The sequence below is a fragment of the uncultured Eubacterium sp. genome (assembly GCF_937958975.1).
Taxonomy (GTDB): Bacteria; Bacillota; Clostridia; order Lachnospirales; family Lachnospiraceae; genus Eubacterium_G.
Genome location: NZ_CALGRE010000022.1, coordinates 50,631 through 73,535, shown reverse-complemented (window position 1 = coordinate 73,535; position 22,905 = coordinate 50,631). Strand labels below are relative to the sequence as shown.

22 protein-coding genes and 1 other RNA gene are annotated in these 22,905 nt (G+C 34.1%); 3 read left to right on the top strand and 20 right to left on the bottom strand.

What is annotated here, in order from left to right:
* Positions 1–18: 18 nt before the first annotated feature.
* The 9 genes from Q5O86_RS03890 to ssrA all read right to left on the bottom strand — a co-directional run bounded on the left by Q5O86_RS03890 (position 19) and on the right by ssrA (position 8,983).
* Positions 19–2,331 carry a glycosyl hydrolase family 18 protein gene (locus tag Q5O86_RS03890; protein ID WP_302625838.1) on the bottom strand — a complete coding sequence of 771 codons (2,313 nt, stop codon included), beginning with the start codon at positions 2,329–2,331 and terminating at the stop codon, positions 19–21.
* Between the two features lie 175 nt (positions 2,332–2,506).
* Entirely contained in the window at positions 2,507–3,181 is a 675-nt protein-coding gene (ung, locus tag Q5O86_RS03885; RefSeq protein WP_302625837.1) for a uracil-DNA glycosylase, read from the bottom strand.
* Between the two features lie 3 nt (positions 3,182–3,184).
* Positions 3,185–4,060, bottom strand: coding sequence for a diacylglycerol kinase family protein (locus tag Q5O86_RS03880; RefSeq protein ID WP_302625836.1), 876 nt, complete (start codon positions 4,058–4,060; stop codon positions 3,185–3,187).
* A gap of 29 nt (positions 4,061–4,089) precedes the next feature.
* Positions 4,090–4,851 carry an imidazole glycerol phosphate synthase subunit HisF gene (gene hisF / locus Q5O86_RS03875; protein WP_302625835.1) on the bottom strand — a complete coding sequence of 254 codons (762 nt, stop codon included), beginning with the start codon at positions 4,849–4,851 and terminating at the stop codon, positions 4,090–4,092.
* Between the two features lie 31 nt (positions 4,852–4,882).
* A complete protein-coding gene (gene hisH, locus Q5O86_RS03870; protein ID WP_302625834.1) occupies positions 4,883–5,491 on the bottom strand; it encodes an imidazole glycerol phosphate synthase subunit HisH in 609 nt (202 codons plus the stop codon).
* A complete protein-coding gene (locus Q5O86_RS03865; RefSeq protein WP_302625833.1) occupies positions 5,475–7,001 on the bottom strand; it encodes a HAMP domain-containing sensor histidine kinase in 1,527 nt (508 codons plus the stop codon). Before Q5O86_RS03865 ends, hisH begins: the two co-directional genes overlap by 17 nt.
* On the bottom strand, positions 6,998–7,678 hold the full coding sequence (locus Q5O86_RS03860) for a response regulator transcription factor (RefSeq protein ID WP_302625832.1): 681 nt from the start codon (positions 7,676–7,678) through the stop codon (positions 6,998–7,000). The genes Q5O86_RS03865 and Q5O86_RS03860 overlap by 4 nt, the downstream gene beginning before the upstream one ends.
* 104 nt (positions 7,679–7,782) lie before the next feature.
* A complete protein-coding gene (locus Q5O86_RS03855) occupies positions 7,783–8,412 on the bottom strand; it encodes a Fic family protein (protein ID WP_302625831.1) in 630 nt (209 codons plus the stop codon).
* 232 nt (positions 8,413–8,644) lie between these two features.
* Positions 8,645–8,983, bottom strand: a transfer-messenger RNA (tmRNA) gene (ssrA, locus tag Q5O86_RS03850).
* Positions 8,984–9,152: 169 nt separating this feature from the next.
* Here ssrA and Q5O86_RS03845 point away from each other — a divergent pair.
* A complete protein-coding gene (locus Q5O86_RS03845; protein WP_302625830.1) occupies positions 9,153–9,674 on the top strand; it encodes a DUF6512 family protein in 522 nt (173 codons plus the stop codon).
* Here the strand turns inward: Q5O86_RS03845 and Q5O86_RS03840 are convergent, their stop codons facing one another.
* The 9 genes from Q5O86_RS03840 to Q5O86_RS03800 form a co-directional block, all read right to left on the bottom strand.
* On the bottom strand, positions 9,675–10,463 hold the full coding sequence (locus tag Q5O86_RS03840; RefSeq protein WP_302625829.1) for a formate/nitrite transporter family protein: 789 nt from the start codon (positions 10,461–10,463) through the stop codon (positions 9,675–9,677).
* 11 nt (positions 10,464–10,474) lie between these two features.
* On the bottom strand, positions 10,475–10,924 hold the full coding sequence (locus Q5O86_RS03835) for a C-GCAxxG-C-C family protein (RefSeq protein ID WP_302625828.1): 450 nt from the start codon (positions 10,922–10,924) through the stop codon (positions 10,475–10,477).
* A 1-nt stretch (position 10,925) separates the two neighbouring features.
* On the bottom strand, positions 10,926–11,933 hold the full coding sequence (locus tag Q5O86_RS03830; RefSeq protein ID WP_302625827.1) for a Gfo/Idh/MocA family protein: 1,008 nt from the start codon (positions 11,931–11,933) through the stop codon (positions 10,926–10,928).
* Positions 11,934–12,012: 79 nt separating this feature from the next.
* The gene (locus tag Q5O86_RS03825; RefSeq protein ID WP_302625826.1) at positions 12,013–13,452 is read right to left on the bottom strand and encodes a cell wall metabolism sensor histidine kinase WalK; all 1,440 of its coding nucleotides are present in this window, start codon (positions 13,450–13,452) and stop codon (positions 12,013–12,015) included.
* A gap of 1 nt (position 13,453) precedes the next feature.
* Complete coding sequence (locus tag Q5O86_RS03820) at positions 13,454–14,137, bottom strand: response regulator transcription factor (protein WP_302625825.1); 684 nt, start codon at positions 14,135–14,137, stop codon at positions 13,454–13,456.
* Positions 14,138–14,152: 15 nt separating this feature from the next.
* On the bottom strand, positions 14,153–15,070 hold the full coding sequence (gene trxB, locus Q5O86_RS03815) for a thioredoxin-disulfide reductase (protein WP_302625824.1): 918 nt from the start codon (positions 15,068–15,070) through the stop codon (positions 14,153–14,155).
* A 93-nt stretch (positions 15,071–15,163) separates the two neighbouring features.
* Entirely contained in the window at positions 15,164–15,475 is a 312-nt protein-coding gene (trxA, locus tag Q5O86_RS03810; RefSeq protein ID WP_302625823.1) for a thioredoxin, read from the bottom strand.
* Positions 15,476–15,526: 51 nt separating this feature from the next.
* Entirely contained in the window at positions 15,527–18,130 is a 2,604-nt protein-coding gene (locus Q5O86_RS03805) for a cation-translocating P-type ATPase (RefSeq protein ID WP_302625822.1), read from the bottom strand.
* Between the two features lie 256 nt (positions 18,131–18,386).
* On the bottom strand, positions 18,387–19,283 hold the full coding sequence (locus Q5O86_RS03800) for an aldose 1-epimerase family protein (protein ID WP_302625821.1): 897 nt from the start codon (positions 19,281–19,283) through the stop codon (positions 18,387–18,389).
* A 339-nt stretch (positions 19,284–19,622) separates the two neighbouring features.
* Here Q5O86_RS03800 and Q5O86_RS03795 point away from each other — a divergent pair, with 339 nt between their 5' ends.
* Positions 19,623–19,826 carry a cold-shock protein gene (locus Q5O86_RS03795; RefSeq protein WP_302625820.1) on the top strand — a complete coding sequence of 68 codons (204 nt, stop codon included), beginning with the start codon at positions 19,623–19,625 and terminating at the stop codon, positions 19,824–19,826.
* Between the two features lie 158 nt (positions 19,827–19,984).
* Positions 19,985–20,983: an alpha/beta hydrolase gene (locus Q5O86_RS03790; RefSeq protein ID WP_302625819.1), complete on the top strand. Its 999-nt coding sequence runs from the start codon at positions 19,985–19,987 to the stop codon at positions 20,981–20,983.
* 112 nt (positions 20,984–21,095) lie between these two features.
* On the opposite strand, the gene Q5O86_RS03785 is transcribed toward Q5O86_RS03790, so the two are convergent.
* Positions 21,096–22,124 (bottom strand): NAD(P)/FAD-dependent oxidoreductase, encoded by a 1,029-nt coding sequence (locus tag Q5O86_RS03785; protein WP_302625818.1) that lies wholly within the window; start codon positions 22,122–22,124, stop codon positions 21,096–21,098.
* 94 nt (positions 22,125–22,218) lie between these two features.
* On the bottom strand, positions 22,219–22,767 hold the full coding sequence (locus Q5O86_RS03780; protein ID WP_302625817.1) for a ferritin family protein: 549 nt from the start codon (positions 22,765–22,767) through the stop codon (positions 22,219–22,221).
* Between the last annotated feature and the right edge of the window lie 138 nt (positions 22,768–22,905).

Genomic DNA, 22,905 nt, shown 5'->3' with positions numbered 1-22,905 from the left:
AACCTATATAATTATTTATTATGCAAATATATTTTTCCAATCAAAGTCAATCGCATTATATGAAGGATTTACTACTGATAAAATATTATCGAAAAGATAATCATGCCCAGCTTTGTTTGTCATCTTTTTATTACTATATAAATTATCTGCAATATCATATACTGTCAAAGATTTTACTGCACTATACTTATATGTTCCATCTTTCATCTTCATATATGCTCTCACATAAATTTCTGAATTATAAAATTCTGCTGTTTTCACAAGTGTCATTGTCATTGCATAGCTTTCATAATTATTCTTTCCACTGTAATTCACATCGACTTTACCTGTATTAGTAGCAGGATAATCATGTACTAAGCTATTTGTTGAATTAACCACCATTTCTGCCATATTAGTTGATGAAGCTAAACCATACACTAATCCAAAGCTTTCAATATCACTGCCTTTGTTTACAGAATATACCACTCTATATCCTTCTTTTGTTGTACTAATCTGACATCCGTTAATCTCAATATTAGATGCAGCCTGTTCTTCTGTCTCCGGTGTCTGTGTTGTTGTTTCCACAGCTGCTCCGCCTGCCACATTAATATCTCCTGTAACACCTGTACTCTCTTTGCCATTTAATACTGCTGTTATTTTAACCGTGTGATTTCCACCGGCAATACCGGAAATTACATGCTCTGCACACTCTACTCCACTGAGCTTTAATACACCATCCACATAAACATTATATTTCTGTCCATTTGCAATTTGCTGTTCACTCTGTCCCCACACTACTGTAATTGTATTATTTTCTTTACTGGAAATTACATGTCCAATTACCTCGATTGGCTGTGTACCCGGCTGCTGTGACTCTGTGGTTTCCTGTGTATCTGGAGCTGTTGTCACTTCTGTTCCAGTCAAATCTTCTATTTTTATACTATTAAATGTAAGAGTTGTCCCAGGTTGAATACCATTACCCAACTCAAACATTACTCTCATCTGATTTGATGTGACATCAAACGTTGCTGTAATCGTATTGGAGCCTACACGAATATCATGATAAGCCTGGTCTGTTGACGCATTTGAAATATCTTCCTTAATACCGATGTTTCCTGCTTTGTCCGATGTTACATTTACCGTCACCTTATATTTATGCCCTGCAACAACATTAGTATCATATCTTGCCTGAATCAACCATGGCACACCAACATTTGCATTTTCTACATAAAGCTGATACGGTGTTCCATTTCCACCTTTATAAGCACCTGTAGCTGAACCACTCCAATTTCCAAAATAGCATCCCCAGTTTCCTGATGTAACCCAATCATTTTGTATTGCACTTGTAAAACCTGCCGGGATATTAGTGGAAGGTGCCTTTGTTGTCTGTGGCTGTGAGCTTCCAGAACCCATAACATCCTTAATTACTCCAAGTAAAGAATAAGATGAGTAGGAATCCTGTCCAATCTCCCAAATCATTGTTCCACCATAACTCTTGCTATATTCTGCTTTTTTTCTGATTGTACTCATTCCGTTATAATATACGCCATTCGCATAATCCAAATTAGCATTTGCTGCATTGGAACCTACCATTTCTGCATATGTGTATGCTGTTCCCCCAGCTCCATATCCATAAAACGGAACGCCGATAACTAATTTGTCGTTACTCACTCCTCTTGAGCCATAATATGAAATCATATCATAAATCTGGCTCCAAGGGGCAACCTCACCTGTTCCGCTCTGATTATAATCATATGACATTAAATTCAGAAAATCGAAATACTGATATGTACTATTCTGTATTCCTCCTGTAAACCATGTTCCTACTGCCATTGTAAGAAGCTTACCGCTGGCTTTTAATCTGGATGATAATTCAGAAACAAGTGCATCAAAATTGTTCCATACACCGGCATCTGTTACTTCTAAATCTAAATCCACACCATCAAGATTATATGTATTTACATAATTCATCAATTGATTTACAAATGAAGTTCTTTTTGCCGCTGTTGTGAATGGACCATCACTGGTATTAAAACCATTCCAACCTCCTACAGCTATTAATGCCTTCACTCCATTTGCATGACATTTACTTACAATTGTCTGCACATCTCCTGCCGAAAAACCTGATGTCAGTGTTCCATTACTATAAGTCATAAATGACAGGTTACAATGTGTTAACGCTGAAAAGTCAATCGAATTAACTGTACCCATTCTGTATGACGGCAGATATCCGACAACCCTTCTTCCAGGGTCTGACGTTGTAGCTGCCTTTGCCACTGGTAAATTCATTGGTAGTAATGTACAAACCATTACTAAAGCCAATAAAGCTGAAATTAGTTTCTTTTTAATCATAGATAAACCTCCCTTATATTGAATCCTATCTACGCCCCCCGACGCAAATAAATCCTTTTTCTTCAATATAAAATCTACCCTTATATTTTTTTATAGTCAATACTTATTGGAAAATGTTTACTTTTTCTAAAAGAAAAACACCATTTCTAAAAATGGTGTTTTTTATCTATAACTATTATATGTTTTCAATCTGCCAATCAATAGGCTCCACTCCATTCGCTTTCAGGAAATCATTTGCCTGACTAAAATGCTTACATCCAAAAAATCCTCTGTATGCAGAGAGAGGACTTGGATGAGGTGCCTCTAATATAAGATGTTTCGGATTTGTCAGCATTACCTTTTTTCTTCTGGCAGGACTTCCCCATAAAAAATATACAATTGGTCTGTCCTGAGCATTCACAGCCTCAATTACTGCATCCGTAAACTGCTCCCATCCGTGTCCCTGATGTGAGTTTGCTCTGTGAGCTCTCACTGTGAGGACTGTATTTAATAATAGAACTCCCTGGTCCGCCCATTTTTTCAAATAACCATTATTAGGAATATAACATCCTATATCATCATGTAATTCTTGATATATATTGACTAATGACGGTGGCGTTTCATTTCCCGGCAAAACTGAAAATGACAATCCATGCGCCTGATTCACATTATGATATGGGTCTTGTCCCAACAGTAAAACTTTTACATCCTTTAACGGTGTAAAATGAAACGCATTAAAAATATCATCTGCCGGTGGATAAACCACTGTCTTACTATATTCATCCCGAACAAATTTATATAAGTCGCTGTAATAAGGCTTTTTAAATTCTGCGTTCAAAGGCTCCACCCAATCATTACAAATCATTCCCATTTTTTAATCCTCCAGTATTTCATTTATAAGTTTTTTATCATTGAATATCCTGACTGCTCTTTTTTCAATCTCTAATTCAAAGTGTTTTGACGTTATCATTTCACCGTCTATATTGAAAGTATATGTCTCTTGACAATCAACAACAATTTTTGAATCCTTATATTTTTTTACATGCCTGTCCGTTTCGTGCTTACCACAAATTAACTTAATCAGAACCGGGATTATTGAAAGTTTTGGCATCCTTTCCACGATATATACATCAAACATCCCATCATTCAATATAGCGTGAGGCGCTATTTTATATCCACTGCCATAATATTTCCCATTACAAACAGCAAGAATAGTACACTCATTATTAATTGTTGTCTCACCCATACTGATATTTAATTTCTTAAATTTATACTTAAAATATGTAAATATTAATCCGGCATTATAACGCTGTGTGACAGGTATCCATTTTTTTGAACGAATCATAGAAAGATTATTCGCCACATCAGCATCCAAGCCAATACATGCCACATTAATAAAATATCTTCCATTAATTTTGCCTACATCAATATAATGTATACCTGTATCTAAATCTTCTAAAGACCTGTCAAAATCATTTCCACTGCCTGTTGGAATATTCCCAAGTATTTTATTGTCAGATGCTACTACTCCATTCAAAACTTCGTTTAAACTTCCGTCACCTCCAACAGAAAAAACAACACATTCTTCATCAATAAGATTTTCTGTTATATGTTTCGCCTCTCCTGCTCTTGATGTATAAATAATCTCATATGGAACTTCTCTTCTCATACAGGCATCTCTGATATTATCTTCTATTTTCCTTTTTTTTAATTTTCCGCTGCTGGGATTCATTATAAAATAGTATTTCATTTTTTATTCGCTGTATTTTTTGTCCCATATTACAGTCTGACAGCAACTCCTTTTTCATCTAAATAGTGCTTTAAATCCATAATCTCAAGTTCTTTATAATGGAACAGAGATGCTGCAAGAGCTGCATCTGCATTTCCCTCTGTCAGTGCCTCGTGAAAATGTTCCTTTGTTCCCGCTCCTCCCGAAGCAATCACCGGAATCGAAACATTATCTGCAATTATTTTTGTTAATTCTATATCGTAGCCCTGTTTTACACCATCACAATCCATACTTGTGAGAAGTATTTCTCCTGCTCCGAGTTTATCTGCCTTCATTGCCCACTCCACGGCATCAATTCCCATGTCTACGCGACCACCATTTTTAAATATATTCCATCCATTACTATCTTCCCTTCTCTTAGCATCAATGGCAACGACTACACACTGACTCCCAAATTTATCTGCCGCTTCGCTAATCAGATTTGGATTCATAATTGCCGCTGAATTAATAGAAATCTTATCGGCGCCTTCCCTCAATAACTCTTTAAAATCATCTACCGTCCTAATGCCGCCGCCTACCGTAAAAGGAATAAATACCTGCTCTGCTACTTTTCGTACCATATCCACAACTGTTCGCCTGTGATCTGATGATGCTGTAATATCCAAAAAAACTAATTCATCTGCTCCAGCCTGATTATATGCTTTCGCCACTTCAACCGGATCTCCGGCATCTCTCAAATTTATAAAATTTGTACCTTTTACCACGCGGTTATTGTTCACATCAAGGCATGGAATAATTCTTTTTGTATGCATTATAATCTCCCGTCTTATATATTTTTCTACATCAATCTAAATTTGCAAAATTAGATAATATCTTTAATCCCACATCACCACTCTTTTCGGGGTGAAACTGACAGGCAAAAACATTATCTTTTTCTACAGAAGCATGTATGTGTGTAACATATTCCGTACTGGCTTTAACAATAGACTCTTCTTTTGCTTTTAAATAATATGAATGTACAAAATAAACATAAGACTGTTCATCAATATTCTGAAATAATTTTCCATAATTGCTTAACTCCAGAGAGTTCCATCCAATATGAGGAATTTTAAATCCCGGCTTATCCGGTATCCTAAGAATCTCCCCTGAAAGAATCCCTAAACCACTCACGTCCGGTGTCTCATCACTGCTTTCAAATAGCAGCTGAAGTCCCAGACAAATGCCAAGAAATGGTGTCTTTTTATCTACAACATCATATATAGTGTTCACTAAATTGTAATCTCTTAATTTTTTCATGGCATCACCAAAAGCTCCAACTCCGGGCAGCACCACTTTATCCGCCGCAAGAATCTCATCCTTATCTCTTGAGACTATTGTTTTTTCCCCCAGATATTGGAAAGCTTTTTCCACGCTCTTAATATTTCCCGCATCATAATCAATTATCGCTATCATTAATCTGTCCTTTTTTCCCTTCTTCTAGCGTTTTACCATCAAGTTCAAACCAAAATTCAACACCTTCATCGCAATTTCGCACACCATATTCTCTCCCATGTCTGTCCATAATTGCTTTTACAATAGACAATCCTATTCCGTTTCCGCCATAAGCTCTGGTTCTTGCCTTATCCACTTTATAAAACTTAATCCATATATTTTCTAATTCACTTTCCGGTATCTGTTTCCCGGAATTAAAAACTGACACTCTTACTATACCATCTTTTTCAATTATTTCCACTTTAATTATTTTGTTTTCATCCACATGATTCAAGGCATTATTCAAATAGTTTGTAATTACTTCTTCAATCTGGAACTCATCTGCCCAGACACTTATAGGTTTTCTAGGCACAAACTGTATCAAAACTCCTTTTTGTTCTATACGGAGCTTCATTGAATGTATCACACCCTCGATTACCGAAACAATATCAAATCTCTCTAAATGGACATGGTTTCCTCCGAACTCTAGTTGATTTAAAGTAAGCAGATTTTTTACCATCTTATTCATTTTTGCCGCTTCATCGACAATGACATCACAATAGTATTGCATATCCTCAGGACTTTCACCGACTCCCTCCTGAAGCCCCTCCGCATAACCTTGAATTAACGCAATCGGTGTTTTTAATTCATGAGAAACATTTGAAATAAATTCTTTTCTCATCTCATCCACTTCTTCTTTTTCTGCAATATCCTTTTGAAGTTCAATATTTGCTGCTTTCAGTTCAGTTATCGTCTCCTCCAGTTTTTCTGACATTTCATTCATACTCTCACCGAGTATTCCCAATTCGTCGTTATGATGCCCCTCATATTTCACATTAAAATCCAACTCTGACATTCGTTTTGAAATATCTGCCAACTGCAATAATGGTTTCGTATATCTTGTCATCATAAACAATATTACGATAGTTGTTATAATAATAGCACATATTCCCAGGCGCAGATAAAATTTATTTGTGATGCCGATACTTTCTTTAAAGCTCTCGACTGACATCCTGATAATAATAAAATTACCATTGTCAAGAATGGAATACAATTCATAATATTTATTTGTCGACCTTTTATCTACCATATACTGAATCGTATAGTCTTCTCCCGATTCGATAATTTTATTTTCTTTATTTTCATTAATATTTTGTCCAAAGACTAAATCTGCCCATCTGTCCGCTAAGTTTTTATCCGCTCCGTATGCATACACAGAATATCCTGTAATATCCACCATAATCAATGTAGCACCTGAAGTCTCACAAATACTGTTTAATTTTCTTATATTTTCTGCCTGTTCTATTTTCTCATCTTTAGATACCACATTTTTTAATGTTGCATATACTTTTTTTATTGTCGATTGCTTTTTGTTTGTATAGTATCGTTCCATAAACATACTGCTAAACAAACCCACAGCTCCCATGGAAACAACCATAATCACAATAACAAGGGCAGTCATTTTATATCTGATGGAACGTCTTCTTTTCATTCGTTTACCTCAAATTTATATCCCATACCCCAAATGGTTAAAATATACTTTCCGCAAGTACCTAATTTACTTCTCAATTTTTTTACATGAGTATCAATCGTTCTCGCATCACCAAAATAATCATAATTCCATACATTATTTAAAATGTTTTCTCTGGACAATGCAATTCCCTTATTCTGTACGAAATAAGTTAGCAATTCAAATTCTTTAAAACTTAAATCGACTATCTCTCCATGAACTTTAACAATATGAGCCGCTTTATTAATCTCTATGTTTCCTGCCTGCTCAATTTCATTCTGGTCAATATTATTCGTTCTCCTGAGAATAGCATCAACTCTTGCCACCAAAATTCTCGGACTGAATGGTTTTGTAATATATTCATCAACACCGAGTTCAAACCCCAGCAGCTCATCACTCTCTTCGCCTTTTGCCGTCAGCATAATTATTGGTACTTTAGATAACTTTCTTATCTCTCTGCAGACTTCCCATCCATCCATTTTAGGCATCATTACATCTAAAATAACCAAATCAAAATCATTATTTTGAAAAAATAAATCAATTGCCTCTTCACCGTCTGCTGCTTCAACCACTTTATACTGTTTTCTTGTCAAAAAATCATTTACGAGTTTTCTCATTCTATCTTCATCGTCAACTACAAGTATTTTTAATTGTTCCATAAGGTACCTCCGCATATTTTATATTTTATCAGTAATCACTTAATATTACAATTTTATACTTATATTAAACAACAAATATGTGTAAAAAGTATGTTTCTCCCAATCTATTTTATCACTCTTTTCAAACAAAACGCTTTCATAAACTCAATGATATTATTATCATTACCCGTCTCATAAAATTCAATTAATAACATTTTAAATTTCTCAAGTTTTTCAATAGGTATTTGAAAAATTCCTATGTTATTCTCAATCAATATTTTATTTGCTATGAGCTGAGCCACTCGTTTATTTCCATCTATAAACATCTGTGTTCTAGCAACATAACAAAAATATTTTAATGCTCTTAATTCTATATCCTCTATTTTTTCTATTTCCTCAATTGCAGAAATAATCACTCCAGCATGTGGGATTTCCGACTCCCATGAAGTTCCACCTATTTGTACCGGAATTGTTCTAATTTCACCGGCATAATTAAATAACAGTTCTCCCACAATTTTATTATATTCCCTCAGAAGCATAATGCAGTTATCATAGTTAAGATTATCCAGCAAAAACTGCCATGCCCTTTTCATATTCACGATAAAAAGCACTTCTTCCGTCTTTGTAGTTGTTGGCGCATTTGCCAAAATTGCTTCGGTTTTTGGAAATGTTGTTCCTAAGCCTTCAAGATTCGCACTTTTCCAAATACTGTCTACCAGAAGTCTTTTTGCCATCTCTATTGCTGTATCCTGCATTTATTTATTCTCCAATCATTCATTATTACCGTATTATTATATTTAACAATGCTGATTTTTTCAATATATTAACGAGTAAGCCAACAAACTATTTTCACACAAATAAAAAGAACCCCTTTAAATAAAGGAGTTCAAGAGTGGAGCAGATGCATTAAAAAAACAAACTCCGTTCGTAAGCATCTGCTTCGTGATAAGGCATCCTCCCACTTCGTGGGGCCCTCCTTACCACAACTAGTGGACTAGATGGGAGTCGAACCCATGTCCAAAAACCCTTCCATTGTTCTTCTACTATCATAGTCAGTTATTTGACATTCCCTCCAACGGACGAGAACTAACACCCTTCCATCTTCAGTAGCTTCATATTACTCCCAATTACTCAAAGCTTTGTAACCAGGGTTCCCTACTAAGTCGATGCCAGCTTCTAAGCCGTAGGCCTCTTAGAAGTGACAGCTGCAACTAGGCAGCGTATGCTAAATTATCTTCAGCGTTTAAATTTAATTTTGTGAGTTAACGCATCACCTGCGGATAGCTTCACCAACTTCCAAATCCCTGTCGAAACCAGTACTAGCCCTAATTAAATTTTATAATTCTAATAGTTATTTGAATTGTATGAGTATACTAAAACAAATAAAACAAAAAGTCAATGGAATATTTTTATAAAAACAACATAAAATGTTAGTGTTCATTTAGTTATTTGTCTCAGCTTTAATACAATAGTCCAATAGAAACAGGAGCGTTATATGAAAAAAGGAATATCACAAAACATAAATAAATTTATAATTTTTGGAATTATTTTTACGATAATATGCGGCACTCTTCTACACTTCGCATACGACTTTTTTGGAAAAAATCCAATTGTAGGTATCTTTTCCCCTATCAATGAAAGCGTGTGGGAACATTTAAAATTATTATACTATCCGGTTAGTATCTGGATTTTCTTTCATTATTTTAAATATGGTAAAAAATACAAAAATTACTTTTTTTCCGCACTCATAGGTCTTATTTCAGGTCTATTGACAATTCCAATATTATTTTACTTATACACATCTATTGCTAAGACTGATATATTAGCCGTAGATATCATTATATTTATTATTAGTATTATTGTTTGCTTTTCTGTTTTTGGTTACCTGTTACAAAACTACAATATGAACTTTCTATCTTCAAAGGCTGCAATAATATTATGGGAACTAATATTTATACTATTCGTTTTATTTACAATATTTCCACCTGATATCTTTCTTTTTAAAGACTATCAATAACTATTTCTCTTTTCCTGTATACCAATACATCATGCCGGTAAGACAACCGCCTACTATATTACCAAGCGTTACAGGAAAGAGATTTTTTATGAAAAAACTGTACCATGTAAGTCCCGATACATCCATCCCAAAATTTCCATATTTCATTTTTGCAAAGAGACCGCCACTGATATACCCCATGTTTGCCACGCTATGCTCAAAGCTACATACTACAAATACCATAATTGGAAAATATAATGCCGCAATTTTTTCTGCTGCATTGTCTGCCATCATTGCCATCATGACTGCAGCACATACTAATATATTACATAAAATTGCTTTCACAAAAGCATCCTCAAAACTAAGATTTGTTTTTACTACAGCTGTATTAATAACACTTTCTGCCACGGCATTGCCAAATAATGAATATTCATGCCCCAATATAAACATCCATGATATAAACATAGAACCAACCAAGTTTCCTATATAAACAACAATCCAATTTTTCAACATTGATAAAAAACTGATTCTCTTATCTAATACCGAGATAACCATTAAATTATTTCCCGTAAAAAGTTCAGAGCCATTCAATACTACCATAGCCAAACCTGCCGGGAAAATTAGTGCATTCAATAATTTTGCTAAAGAAGCATTCTCTACAGTAGACGCTGCAATCGTTGCTGCCGAACCGGCAAACGAAATAAAAATTCCTGCCATAAATGCCAAAACAAACATTTTGGAAATTGACATATTGGTTTTTGCGATTCCTCCCTCTGAGTATTTTATTGTTGCATCTTTTGCTGTTATCATTTCTATTCCTCCTAATGTTCTTTCACGTATCTTTCCAGTATATCTGCGGCACATTTTACTATTTCCGGGCATGGGCGTTTCTTATAATATTCATTCGTTCGTCTTTCCGGAGTTGGCTCATCCTTTTGCCTATCCAAACCTAAAAGTTCTCTGCATACAATGGAACCATTTTCTTTTTTAAACTGCTCCGCCAAATCTTGTATTCGCTCATAATGTTCCTTCTTTGAATCAAAATCTTTTGGATTATTATAACCGTATAGTGCTCCTGCAACAATAAACATACCACTCACAGTTCCACAGACTTCTCGCAATCTTCCCATTCCACCACCGAAAGAAGAGGATATTTTTATAATATCCTCTTCTTTCATATTTAGTTCATCCGAAAAGGCTAATACAACAGCCTGGGAACAATTATATCCTTGCAAAAAATATTCTTTTGCCAAATCACCTTTACTTTTCATTTCAATTCTCTTTCCACTCTTTTTTATCAGCAGGAAATACAATTCCCTGTTGTCTTCTCGCCTCATCCATTATCTTCAAAGACATCAATGAATATTTACTGTGCTTATCACCGTAATCTCTATTTTCAATCATATGTGCCCACTCAATTGCCTCAAACTCCAAAGTATTGTCACTATGCACAACATCCATCGTTTTACTATTTCCATCTCTATAAATAATTGTAACTTCTCTTGGATTTGTAATATCACTTATAATTATAGTTCCCTTTTCTCCCTGTATCTGACTTGGAATGTGATTATCTGATATCTTTGAATACAGTAATTCTGCAAGCATGCCGTCATACTTTGCTATAATCGTCCCCTCACCATCAATACTTTCCGGCAAAATAATCGCTTGTGCCAATATATCATTTGGCATACCAAATAGTTTTACAAGGGGATGTACACAATATACACCTATGTCCGTTAATGCTCCATTCGAATAATCCGGATTAAATGCATTTTCAATCGTTCCACTCTTAAATTTATCATATCTCGATGAGTATTTGCAATAGGAAAAACTTGCACGTCTTACAATTCCCACTTCGTTTATAGCCTCTTCCAATGCTTTCATTCCCGGATCATGTGCGGAACACATTGCCTCCATCATAACAACCTGATATTTCGACGCAAGTCTTATCAGTTCTTGCACTTCTCTCGCATTACTTGCTATTGTTTTCTCTATTAAAACATGTTTACCATTTTCAATCATTAATTTAGCCTGCTCAAAATGTTCTGAATTAGGACTTGCAATATATACTGCATCTATTTCATCACATTTTGCCAGGCTATTTAAATCATCAAAAAATAACGTACTTCCATACTTACTGCCAAACTCTTTTGCTCTATTAATATTTCTGGAATATGTTCCTTTATATTTTAATAATGGACACTTTGCTGCTCCTTGTAAAAACCAGTCTACCACAAAATTACTTCCAATAGTAGCAAATTTAATCGTGTTATTATTCATATATCTTATCCTTTCACTTTACTGTTACCAATAAGACCATTATATATTTACTACGTTATGAATGCAATTTATTTTCATCTCAATTTTGCACTTTTGGTATATCAATATAGAAAATTACACCGTTTTCTATATTATCAAAACCATACTTAGCATCATGCAATTCAGCAATACTTTTTACAAGATAAAGTCCCAATCCACTACTCTTTTGACCATTTAACGTCTCATTACCATCTCCGCTGTAAAACATATCCCATATTTTGTCTCTATAAGTCTCGTCAATCGGCTGTCCCTGATTCTCGACTTCAATTCTCACACTTTCGTTCCTTGACAGGACTCTGACAATTACCTCTCCATCTTCCTTGCTATGTTTTATCGAATTTGTAATATAATTAGATACTGCCTGCTTTATAAATTTTTCATTTACCTGAGCTACTGTATCTAAATCATATTCTTCTTTCAAAATAATATGATTTGCACGAAACAATTTAAAGTACCCTTTGCATAAGGTTCTCACCAAATCACTGATATCGCAATTTGTAACCATCAAGGCTTCCTGGTCACTCTGTATCGAGTATATTACAATCATCTCATTTATTAATTCCGACATATTTTCTGTTTCTTCTATAATCGAATTACAATATTCTTTTCTTTTTTCTTCATCATCTAAGAGTAATATCATTTCGACTTGAGTAGAGATAATCGCAAGCGGTGTTTTCATCTCATGTGAGACATTATTCACGAACTGCTGTCTCATATTTTCAACATTGTTTTTTCTTTGAATCTCCTGCTCTAAAGTCTCAATTTGATTTCTTATCTGCGCAATCATCGTATTAATACTCTCTGCCAAACCGGAAAGTTCCTTAAATTCCTGCTGTTCGTTGATAGAAATATTATACCCATTCTTAACAGCCATTCTGGTATTTATCTCCATCTGCTTAATAGGTTTACTTATTTTGTTTGAAATAATAGATGATATTATAATACTTATAAATGCTGCAAACACTATAATAAAAGCAAAGAAAATTCTATAATACGAAAAATGTATTTTCATTCCTGTTTTCAGCTCGTAAATATAGACATAATATGTATGTCCATTCTGTTTAACCATTCCACGACCATGTATTCTGGTTTGGCCATTTTTTGTCACAAAATTATTTTCATCAAATAAATGAAGCTTTTTTATAATACGGTTTTCAATTTTACTCTGTATTCTCTCTTTGTCTTTTTTTGCATTTTGTCCAATCCCCTTGCCGGAAACATAAATTGGACGGTAGGATTCATCTACTATTATAAATTTTAATTTCTGTTCTTCAAAAGAAATTATTTTTTTATCTCCACTATCTAATTTTCCTAACTCGATTGTGTTCAAATATTTAAAAGACCTTTTCATAATGTTAATCTTTTTACTAAAATAATATTCTTCCGCACATGAAACAAAGATAATAAAAAGCACACCAAGCGTAATGAATATCATTATTGCCTGAAGATAAATCATCCGCCCTTTTATTGTTTTAAACATATTACACCTCAAATATATATCCTACTCCATAAATTGATTTTATATATTTCTGACAGTCGCCTAATTTTATTCTTATTTGTTTGATTATCGTGTCAACCGTCCGGTAGGTTCCATCGTAATCCTGCCCCCACACTGCATCTAATATCTGTTCTCTTTTTAATGTGACATTTTGATTTTTCATCATATAACATAATACTTCATATTCTTTTGGTGTTGTAATAATATATTCATCCCTTTTATACAGCTTTCTTGCGCTGCAGTCCAATTTAATATCCCCCGCCACAAGTTCTTCTATCCGGTGCTCGCCAGCTCCTGCTCTTTTTAGTACTGCCTCAATTCTTGCCTTTAAAAGAACAAGCATAAATGGTTTTTTAATGTAATCATCCACACCATTTCCAAAACTTTTTATCTGTTCATAATCTCCGGTCTTGGCAGTCATCATAATTATCGGTACCTCTGAAAAATCCCTAATCTTTTTTAAGACATATTGACCATCAAAAACAGGCAGCATAATGTCTAGAAGCACCAGGTCAATATCTTTCATATTTTCTTCAAACATTTCTATTGCTTTTTGTCCATCCTTCGCTTCAAGCACATTATAATTATACAGCTTTAAAAAATCCGCTACTGTCGTTCTTAATTTTTCTTCATCTTCGACAATTAAAATAGTCTTTGTATCTTTCATATTATAACGCTCCTATTATTTTGTATTTTTCTCATCTATAAAAGAACACGCTGCAAGTGCGGCAACCGCACCGTCCGATGCCGCTGTTGTAAGCTGTCTGATTTGTTTCGTCCTACAATCTCCGGCAGTAAACACACCCTTTGTGTCTGTCCTGCATGTCTCGTCTGCGCTGATATATCCCTTTTCATCAAGATTGACTACATCAGAAAAATATCCATTATCCGGAATCTGTCCTGCCGCAATAAATAACCCTTTTATATCCAGAGTCATTTTTTGTTCACTCTTGACATTTCTAACAATAATTCCTATGACACTGTCATCTCCAAGGATATCATCTACCACACTATCTAAAATAAACTTTACATTCTTTTTCGTTTTTAGCACATCAACTAATCTGCTTTCCCCCCGGAAAGTGTCTCTTCTATGAATTAAATATACAATATTACAATAATTTGCTAAAAAAGCAGCATCCTCCAGCGCTGTATTTCCACCGCCTACAACCGCAACATCTTTTCCTCTAAAAAATGCTCCATCACAAGTTGCACAATACGACACCCCTGCGCCGATAAATTCTTCTTCTCTATCAATTCCAAGAGTTCTGTTTTTTGCACCTGTAGCTATAATAACGCTGTCAGCCATGTATTCATTTTTATCTGTGATAACAGTTTTCTTTCCTCCATTATCCTTTACCTGTAAAACCTTCTCAAACTTAAATTCCGCATCTAATGCCTTCACCTGATTGTAAAGGTTTGTAGCAAATTCAAATCCCGATACATTTTCAATCCCGGGATAATTTTCAATTTCCGGAGTATTGATAATCTGTCCACCATAATTTTTTTCTTCTATTATGAGCACTGTACGCCCTGCTCTTCTTGCATATATGGCTGCTGTCATCCCTGCTGTTCCCGCACCAATTATTATAATATTATACATTTAAGCCTCCCATTGCCTCAATCAATAATGATTGCATTGCTACCATAATTTTAGTATAGTTTTGAAAATTGATACAAAATAAATGATATTCTTTTATTTCTTTAATAGCGCCAAAATTTCATCCTTTGACACAAAACCTACTGATTTTTCAACAGCATCTCCATTTTGAAAGACAATTAATGTTGGAATTGACATAACATTATATTTCATTGCCAGCTCCGGCTGCTCATCCACATTAACCTTTGCTACTTTAATATCCGTAATTTCCTGCGCTACTTCATCTACAATTGGACTCAACATCTTACATGGTCCGCACCAATCCGCCCAAAAGTCCACCAAAACAGTTTTACTCTCATTCAAAACTTCACTTTCAAAATTTTTACCTGTTATTTTTGTTATTGCCATAATATTATCTCCTTTTCCTTTTCTGTATCTATAGTATAACCTTTTTTCAGTTTATAACAACCAAATTTTATAGAGTTGTATTATAAACGTAGGTGCGAATGCTAACAAAATAGAACTCAATATATCAATTATATTAATATCAGCAATATTAAAAAGGCTGTTTAATGGGTAAATAAAAACTACCATTGAAATAAATATAAGTCCAATTAGAAAAGAAACGACACTAAATTTATTTGTTAAAATTTTGACTTTTGTAATTGCTCTTTCATTTCTACAATTAAAACAATGAAAGAGCCGTGCCATTGTTAAAGTTAAAAATGCCATAGTAGCCGCACACATTTCCGATGCTTTTAATCCAATATGATATGAGATAATCGTTGAGACTGCAATAATACTCCCCTGTAATATTATTCTTTGAATAAAATCTTTTGTCAGTAAACCATCTTTGTGGTTTCTAGGTGGTTTTTTTAACAAAGACATATCTGATGGTTCCATTCCAATGGCAATTGCCGGAAGAGAATCTGTTAACAAATTCATAAATAGTAAATGAACAGGGGTAAAAGGCGCCGGAAGTCCTAAAACTGCTGCATAAACTACAGTTAATATTCCCGCCATATTGCCGGATAACAAAAATATAATTGCATTTTTTATATTTCTAAATACGTTTCTGCCATTTGCCACTGCTTTTATAATCGTAGCAAAATTGTCATCTGCTAATATCATAGTCGATGCATCCTTGGATACCTCAGTACCTGTAATTCCCATCGCAATACCAATATCTGCTTTTTTTAATGCAGGAGCATCGTTTACACCATCTCCTGTCATTGCCGTAATATTTCCCTTTTTCTGCCACGCTTCTACAATTCTAATTTTATTTTCAGGAGAGACACGGGCATACACAGATATATTCTGCACATTGTCATCGAGCCATTGTTCATCTTTTTCATCTAACATCAATCCTGTAACCGCCATATCGCCCTCTTTATATATTCCCGCTTTTTTAGCGATGGCTACAGCCGTCGTCCTGTGATCTCCGGTTATCATAACAGTCTTTATACCTGCACTCCCGGCTTCATTGACCGCTGATATCGTCTCCTCTCTCAGTGGGTCTGACATTGCAATAAGACCTATAAAAGTATAATCACACTCTTCACATACCTTTAATTCGTTTTTTGTCTCTTTATACGCAAAAGCCAGGACTCTCAAACCTTCCCCGGAATATTTCTCATATGCTTTATTAATTTTTTGTCTTTCCTTATCTGTCATCTCAACGATTTCATTGTTATATCTCACCTTAATACATTTTTCCAGCAAAAAATCCGGAGCTCCTTTTGTGAGAATCGTCTCCTCTCCATGTAAAATACATTTTACACTCATCATTTTTCTTGTGGAATCGAAAGGAATTTCTTCTTTTCTGGAAATCCATTCTCTTATAAATTCTGTATCTAACGTTTTATTATTTTTCAATGAAACATTATGAGCCATTTCTATTAAAGAATATTCAGTTGAGTCTCCCACATATTTCCCATTGGAAAAATAAGAATTGTTTACTAAGATAGCATCATAAAGTAGATAACGATGTGATTCTTTTGATAAGTCAATATCTTTTATTTTTATCATTTTCCCGTCTATAAAAATATCCTGTACCATCATTTTATTCTTTGTAAGCGTTCCTGTCTTATCGGAACATATTACCGATACGCACCCAAGACTTTCCACTGCTTTTAAATCTTTTATGATTGCCTTCTCCTTTGCCATTTTTCCCGTTCCGATTGCCTGAACAATCGTAACAATAGAACCCAATGCTTCCGGTATGGCTGCCACAGCCAAAGCCACAGCAAACATCAATGAATCTATAACACTCATTCCTCTATATAAATAAATACATAAAACAAGAATACAGATAGATATTATAAAAAATGCCAATCCTTTACTAAATTTATCAAGATTTCTCTGTAAAGGTGTCTTTCTATCCTGTACCTTATTCATTAAATTTGCTATTTTACCTATTTCTGTATTCATACCGATGGATGTGACTACCATCTCACCTCTTCCATATACCACCAGACTTCCCGAATAAACCATATTAACTCTATCTGCCAATGCTACATTACCATCTATTCGCTTTTCGCTTTTCTCCACCTCCAACGATTCACCTGTGAGAGAACTTTCATTCACCTTAAGAGAATTACTGCATATGACTCTCCCATCCGCTGCCACCATATCCCCATCCTCGATTATAATCACATCTCCGATAACTATTTCATTCGATTTTATCTCCACTTTTTTACCATCTCTTTTGACTTTGACAATCGGTGATGACAACTGTTTGAGACTCTCTAAAGACTGCTCTGCTTTGATATACTGCACTGTTCCAAGAATTGCATTCATTAATAAAACAACACCAATTACAATTGTGCTTTCTATGTTTTTAGAAACAGCGGATATCATGGCAGCTAAAATTAAAATAATAACAAGAAGGTCACAAAATTGTTTTAAAAATACTTGTAAAACACTTTTCTTCTTTTTCTCCTGCAAAATATTTTTTCCATATTTCTCTCTGCGCCTTATCACTTCACTGGTTATCAATCCTTCTTCTGTTGTATCAAGACAACACATCACCTGGCTTTTCTCCATCTTCCAAAATTCTTTCATATGACCTCCTAAAGATTATTTATTTTATGCACTCATCAAACGAATTTCTTTTCTTCCTCGATGGTACAAAAAAAGAACAAGACTTTTGCCGCATCAAAAAAATGCGATAAAAGTCTTGTTCTTTTAGAAAAAATCTAACTGTACTTTCCGGTTTATATAAAACGTGATGACGAAAAGTACACCAACTTTTGTTGTGAACTACTCCCTTATATCTGTTCTAAAATTACCATATATATTTAATATATGCAACAGTTTTTTATTTATGAAACTCTATTCCATATGAAATCACTTTACATTCCCCTGCTAATAGCTTCATTTCACCGGCTTTATCTTTTAATTCTCCTGTATATCCATCATCATCCGTTCTACCATACCAAGGTTCAATACAAACAAAGTCTGCCTCTCCCTTCGACCAGATTCCTACATATGGAAAACCTGCACAGTATACAGAAACAAAAGGCTCTCTATCCGGTTTTAGTATTCTCACAGTATGCATCTGGCTATTTTCAAAAATAAGAGCATCCTTATCAAACATGTTTCTTGCTATATGGCATGCATTTCTATTGAGCACCAATGGATAAGTTTTATCCGGCAATGCCAGTCCCGTTTTTGAATGAATTAATATATAATGTGCAAATGCTTTTTCAGGAATTTCTATCAAATAATCTTCTCTTCTCCATTTGTTATTAACAGGTATAGCAAATCCTGGATGTCCACCAATCGAATAATACATGTCCATATCTCCATTATTTTTAATTTCCCATTTCACCTCTAAAACCCTCGGGTTTTCTTCTGAAAAACTATGAGAAACATAAAGTTCAAAATCAAACGGATATATCTTGAATGTATCCCCATCTGCTTTGAAACAATGCACTATACGCTTTTCTTCTTTTGTTACAAGCTGAAATTCCTTATCTCTCGCAAAACCATGTTGTGTCTTCATCTCATATTCAATTCCTTCATGACGGTAAACTCCATTATTTACTTTACCCACAAAAGGAAATAGTATCGGTGCATGTCTGTTCCAAATATCCGGATTCGCGCACCATATACGCTCCATCCCAGTTTCTTTATCGTAAACACTTACAAGTTCTGCTCCCTTATCCTCTATAGTTACCTTCAAATAATCATTTTCTAAAATATGTTCTGCCATTTTACCCATCTCCTTAAATTCTCTACGCTGATAATAACTTGATTATACAATATATGTTATAAAAAGATAAGGTTCAATTGTTTTATAATTTGCACTTTACCTTTGCATTATTTTCACTATACTAAAATAAACTTTTTAATCTCTATAATAATATAATATTTATATTGCATAAATTTCTAAAATCGTGATATACTAAATAAGTAAAAGAAATAATATAGTTGCAGAGTATCATTGGTATTAGTTAATTGTATTATCACTTATGTACAAAAAACTAATATACAATGATTTTTTTATACATTTGTGTCTTCTTTTTCAAAATTATAATAAGGAGGTACTAAAATGAGTACAGGTAAAGTAAAATGGTTCAATTCGGAAAAAGGATATGGTTTCATCACAATAGATGACGCAAACAAAGATATTTTTGTTCACTTTTCAGCAATCGAAACACCGGGATTCAAAACTTTAGAAGAAGGACAAAGCGTAAGTTTTGAAACTACAGAAGGTAAATCCGGTCCTCAGGCTTCTCATGTTACAGTTCTTTAAAAAGTAATTCAATAGATTTTACTTCAACTGACGATAGTATTTGATTTTCATCAATTCTATCGTCTTTTTATTTGCATAAAAAAATATATGTAACACTTCTAAACCCTCTAATGATTCAATATTATATAATAGATTATCAGAAAAACAGAGGATATTTTATGAAACGATGTATTCCACTGGAATCTGCTGCGGAAATGGTCTGTAACCAGAGTTCTATTCCACCACTTATTTTTCAATTACCTCCTGAACAGGGACGATTGATTTTAGAACAGGCGCAAGATTCCCCTGTATACAAATACCCTGCTAATATTTGTAATACTAAAATAGAAACTACTTTTGGACGAATACCAATATATTTTGTAACTCCTCAAAACTCCAAATGTATTCAAAATGTAATTTTATATATTCATGGCGGTGGCTGGGTTTTTGGGAGCTTTCATACACACGAAAAACTTATCAGAGAACTGTCAGCAAGAACCGAGTCTCTAATTATCTTTCCCGAATATACCCGTTCTCCAGAAGCACAATATCCTATTGCTATTGAACAGTGCTATTTTATACTTTCACATATATGGGATATTATAGATGGAAAATACACACTTGCTAATTGTACACCAGATATGCATTCGATAAACCACAACACGCTAACTGTTGCCGGAGACAGTGTCGGGGGCAATATGGCAATCGCAATGTCTATAATGTCTAAAATGCGCTACGGTCCAAAAATTCAAAAACAACTCCTATATTATCCTGTAACAAATCATTGCTTTAATACACCATCCTACTGCCAATTCGCTGTAGATTATTACCTCTATCGAGCTGGAATGCAATGGTTTTGGAATCAATATACAATGTCTGAAGCAGACAGAAATCAGATAACCGCCTCTCCACTCCGTGCAAATATGGAATACTTAAAACAACTTCCCGATACTATGATTATCAATGGTCAGGCAGACGTTTTACGCAGCGAAGGAGAAGCATTCGCGCAAAAGTTACGTCTTGCAAGAATAGATGTTACTTCCTTACAAATATATGGAATTATTCACGATTTTGTGATGTTAAATGCACTCGACCAAACCAATGCCTGCCGCACAGCTATGGATGCCTCAACTGCATGGATTAATCGAAAAAATCAATATTTTTCTAAAAAATCTTAAAATGCAATAAAATTAATTTTGACGGAAAATTGCGCACTATCAACTTTATCAGCTGCGTGTTTTCCGCCACACTAAAGTAAACATAGATTTTTTGTTACACATATTTTCTATTTTAAAATCTCATTTCACTAAAAGTATCCGCCATATCTCCAACCAAACTCCATTGCCGCTCCATATAACTTTTTAATTTTCTTGTACTATCACGATATGTATTATATATCCCTTGAATATTATCAAAATTTTCTGCCACTGAACATGCCGCATAATATCCGCTTTCCATTCCTGCTGAAATTCCTTCTCCCATAGGATTTAAAAAACCTGCAATTTCTCCGGAAAATAAAACTCGACCCACACCATAATCAATATGACATCCCGGACGAATATGTGGCATTAACCATTTTTCTGATTTCATCTGCTTATGAATTTTTAAATTATGATTCTTTTTCATATAGTAAAGAAAATTCTCATAAAAATGTTCAATTTTACTTGTATCCTTTACTGATACGCCCAATATCAAAAACTTGTCCTTGACATTAAACCATGCATCATACTGTGATAATTCCGGTTGCAGATAAGCATAAAAATAGTGCGGATTCAACTCTATACTCCCCTCATTAAATGTCTGAAATGTGGTAATATACTCTGGAGATGTATTCACTAATTTTCGTTTTAATGTTCCAACAATTCCCTCACAATCTATTACAAATCTTGCTTCCTCTGTATAATTTTGCGCTCCATGTAATGTAAGTATTATAGAATTTTTTGTTTCTTCACAGGAAATAACTGATGTACAATCTCTAACCTGAACTCCGTTGTCCATTGCCTTTTTTGTTAACCAGAAATCAAAGGAATCTCGCCAGATATTTAATCCTTCCTGTTCAAATCGAAACTCCTGTCCATTATCATTTGTAAAAATCATTCCACAATTTTGAGCCGGTTCACACATAGTAAAGCTTGGAACATTTTCTCCAAAATATAATTTTATCAAATCTATCGACTTTTTAATCAAAACACCGGAACAAGACTTATAACGTGGCAATCTAAATTTTTCTATCAACAAAACTTTATATCCTTTTTCTGCCAATACTTTCGCCGCAGTGCTTCCGGTTGGCCCTGCACCAACTACAATTACATCATACATTTGACTTATCCTCCGTTATTATCTATAGAACAAAGTGACCTCAATGTGAACTGGATTTGGAGCCACTTTGTTCATAATTCATCAATACTTTCTCTTAATTTCTTGGCATTAAAGCCTGTAAAAGCATAATATGATATTCTTCATCCTTAATAATTCTCTCTAAAACAGCATTCACATATTTGTCTTTTATCATTCTTATATGCATTTTATATTGATTAATTGCTGCCCTTTCTGATTCTATATCAGCCCATATCATCTTTTTCATATTTTCCGGAATTTTCAAATATTCGGGAGTCCAAATATTCTGTTTTCCATTTGAATATTTCGCTACAAAATCAATCTTTCCTCCCAGTAAATAAATCAACTCTCCCAACTTCTGCAAATGAATCATTTCTGCCATTGCAATTCCCAAAATTGTCTTTGCTATAGGACATTTTTCACACGAGAGTCGATTTTCATTGTTGATATATTGCGTAATTGCAGACATTTCAGATACTGAGCCACAATAATCTATACTCAACAAATTAGCATAATTCTGATTTCTTTCATTTACCTGAATCGGTGGATAAGGTAATTCCATCATGGCAGGTTTTATACTCGCAAAGTTACAATTGTTAACTAACGTTTTCACATTATTTTCCATAATCACTCATTCCCCAATATCTCTTATATAATAATATATTGATATTTTGTGGTAATGTGAATACTCATAAAGCATATGCCATATTTTTTACTTTCATCTCACTTCTTAAAAAACTTACTCTTGTTGTTTTTATAAATA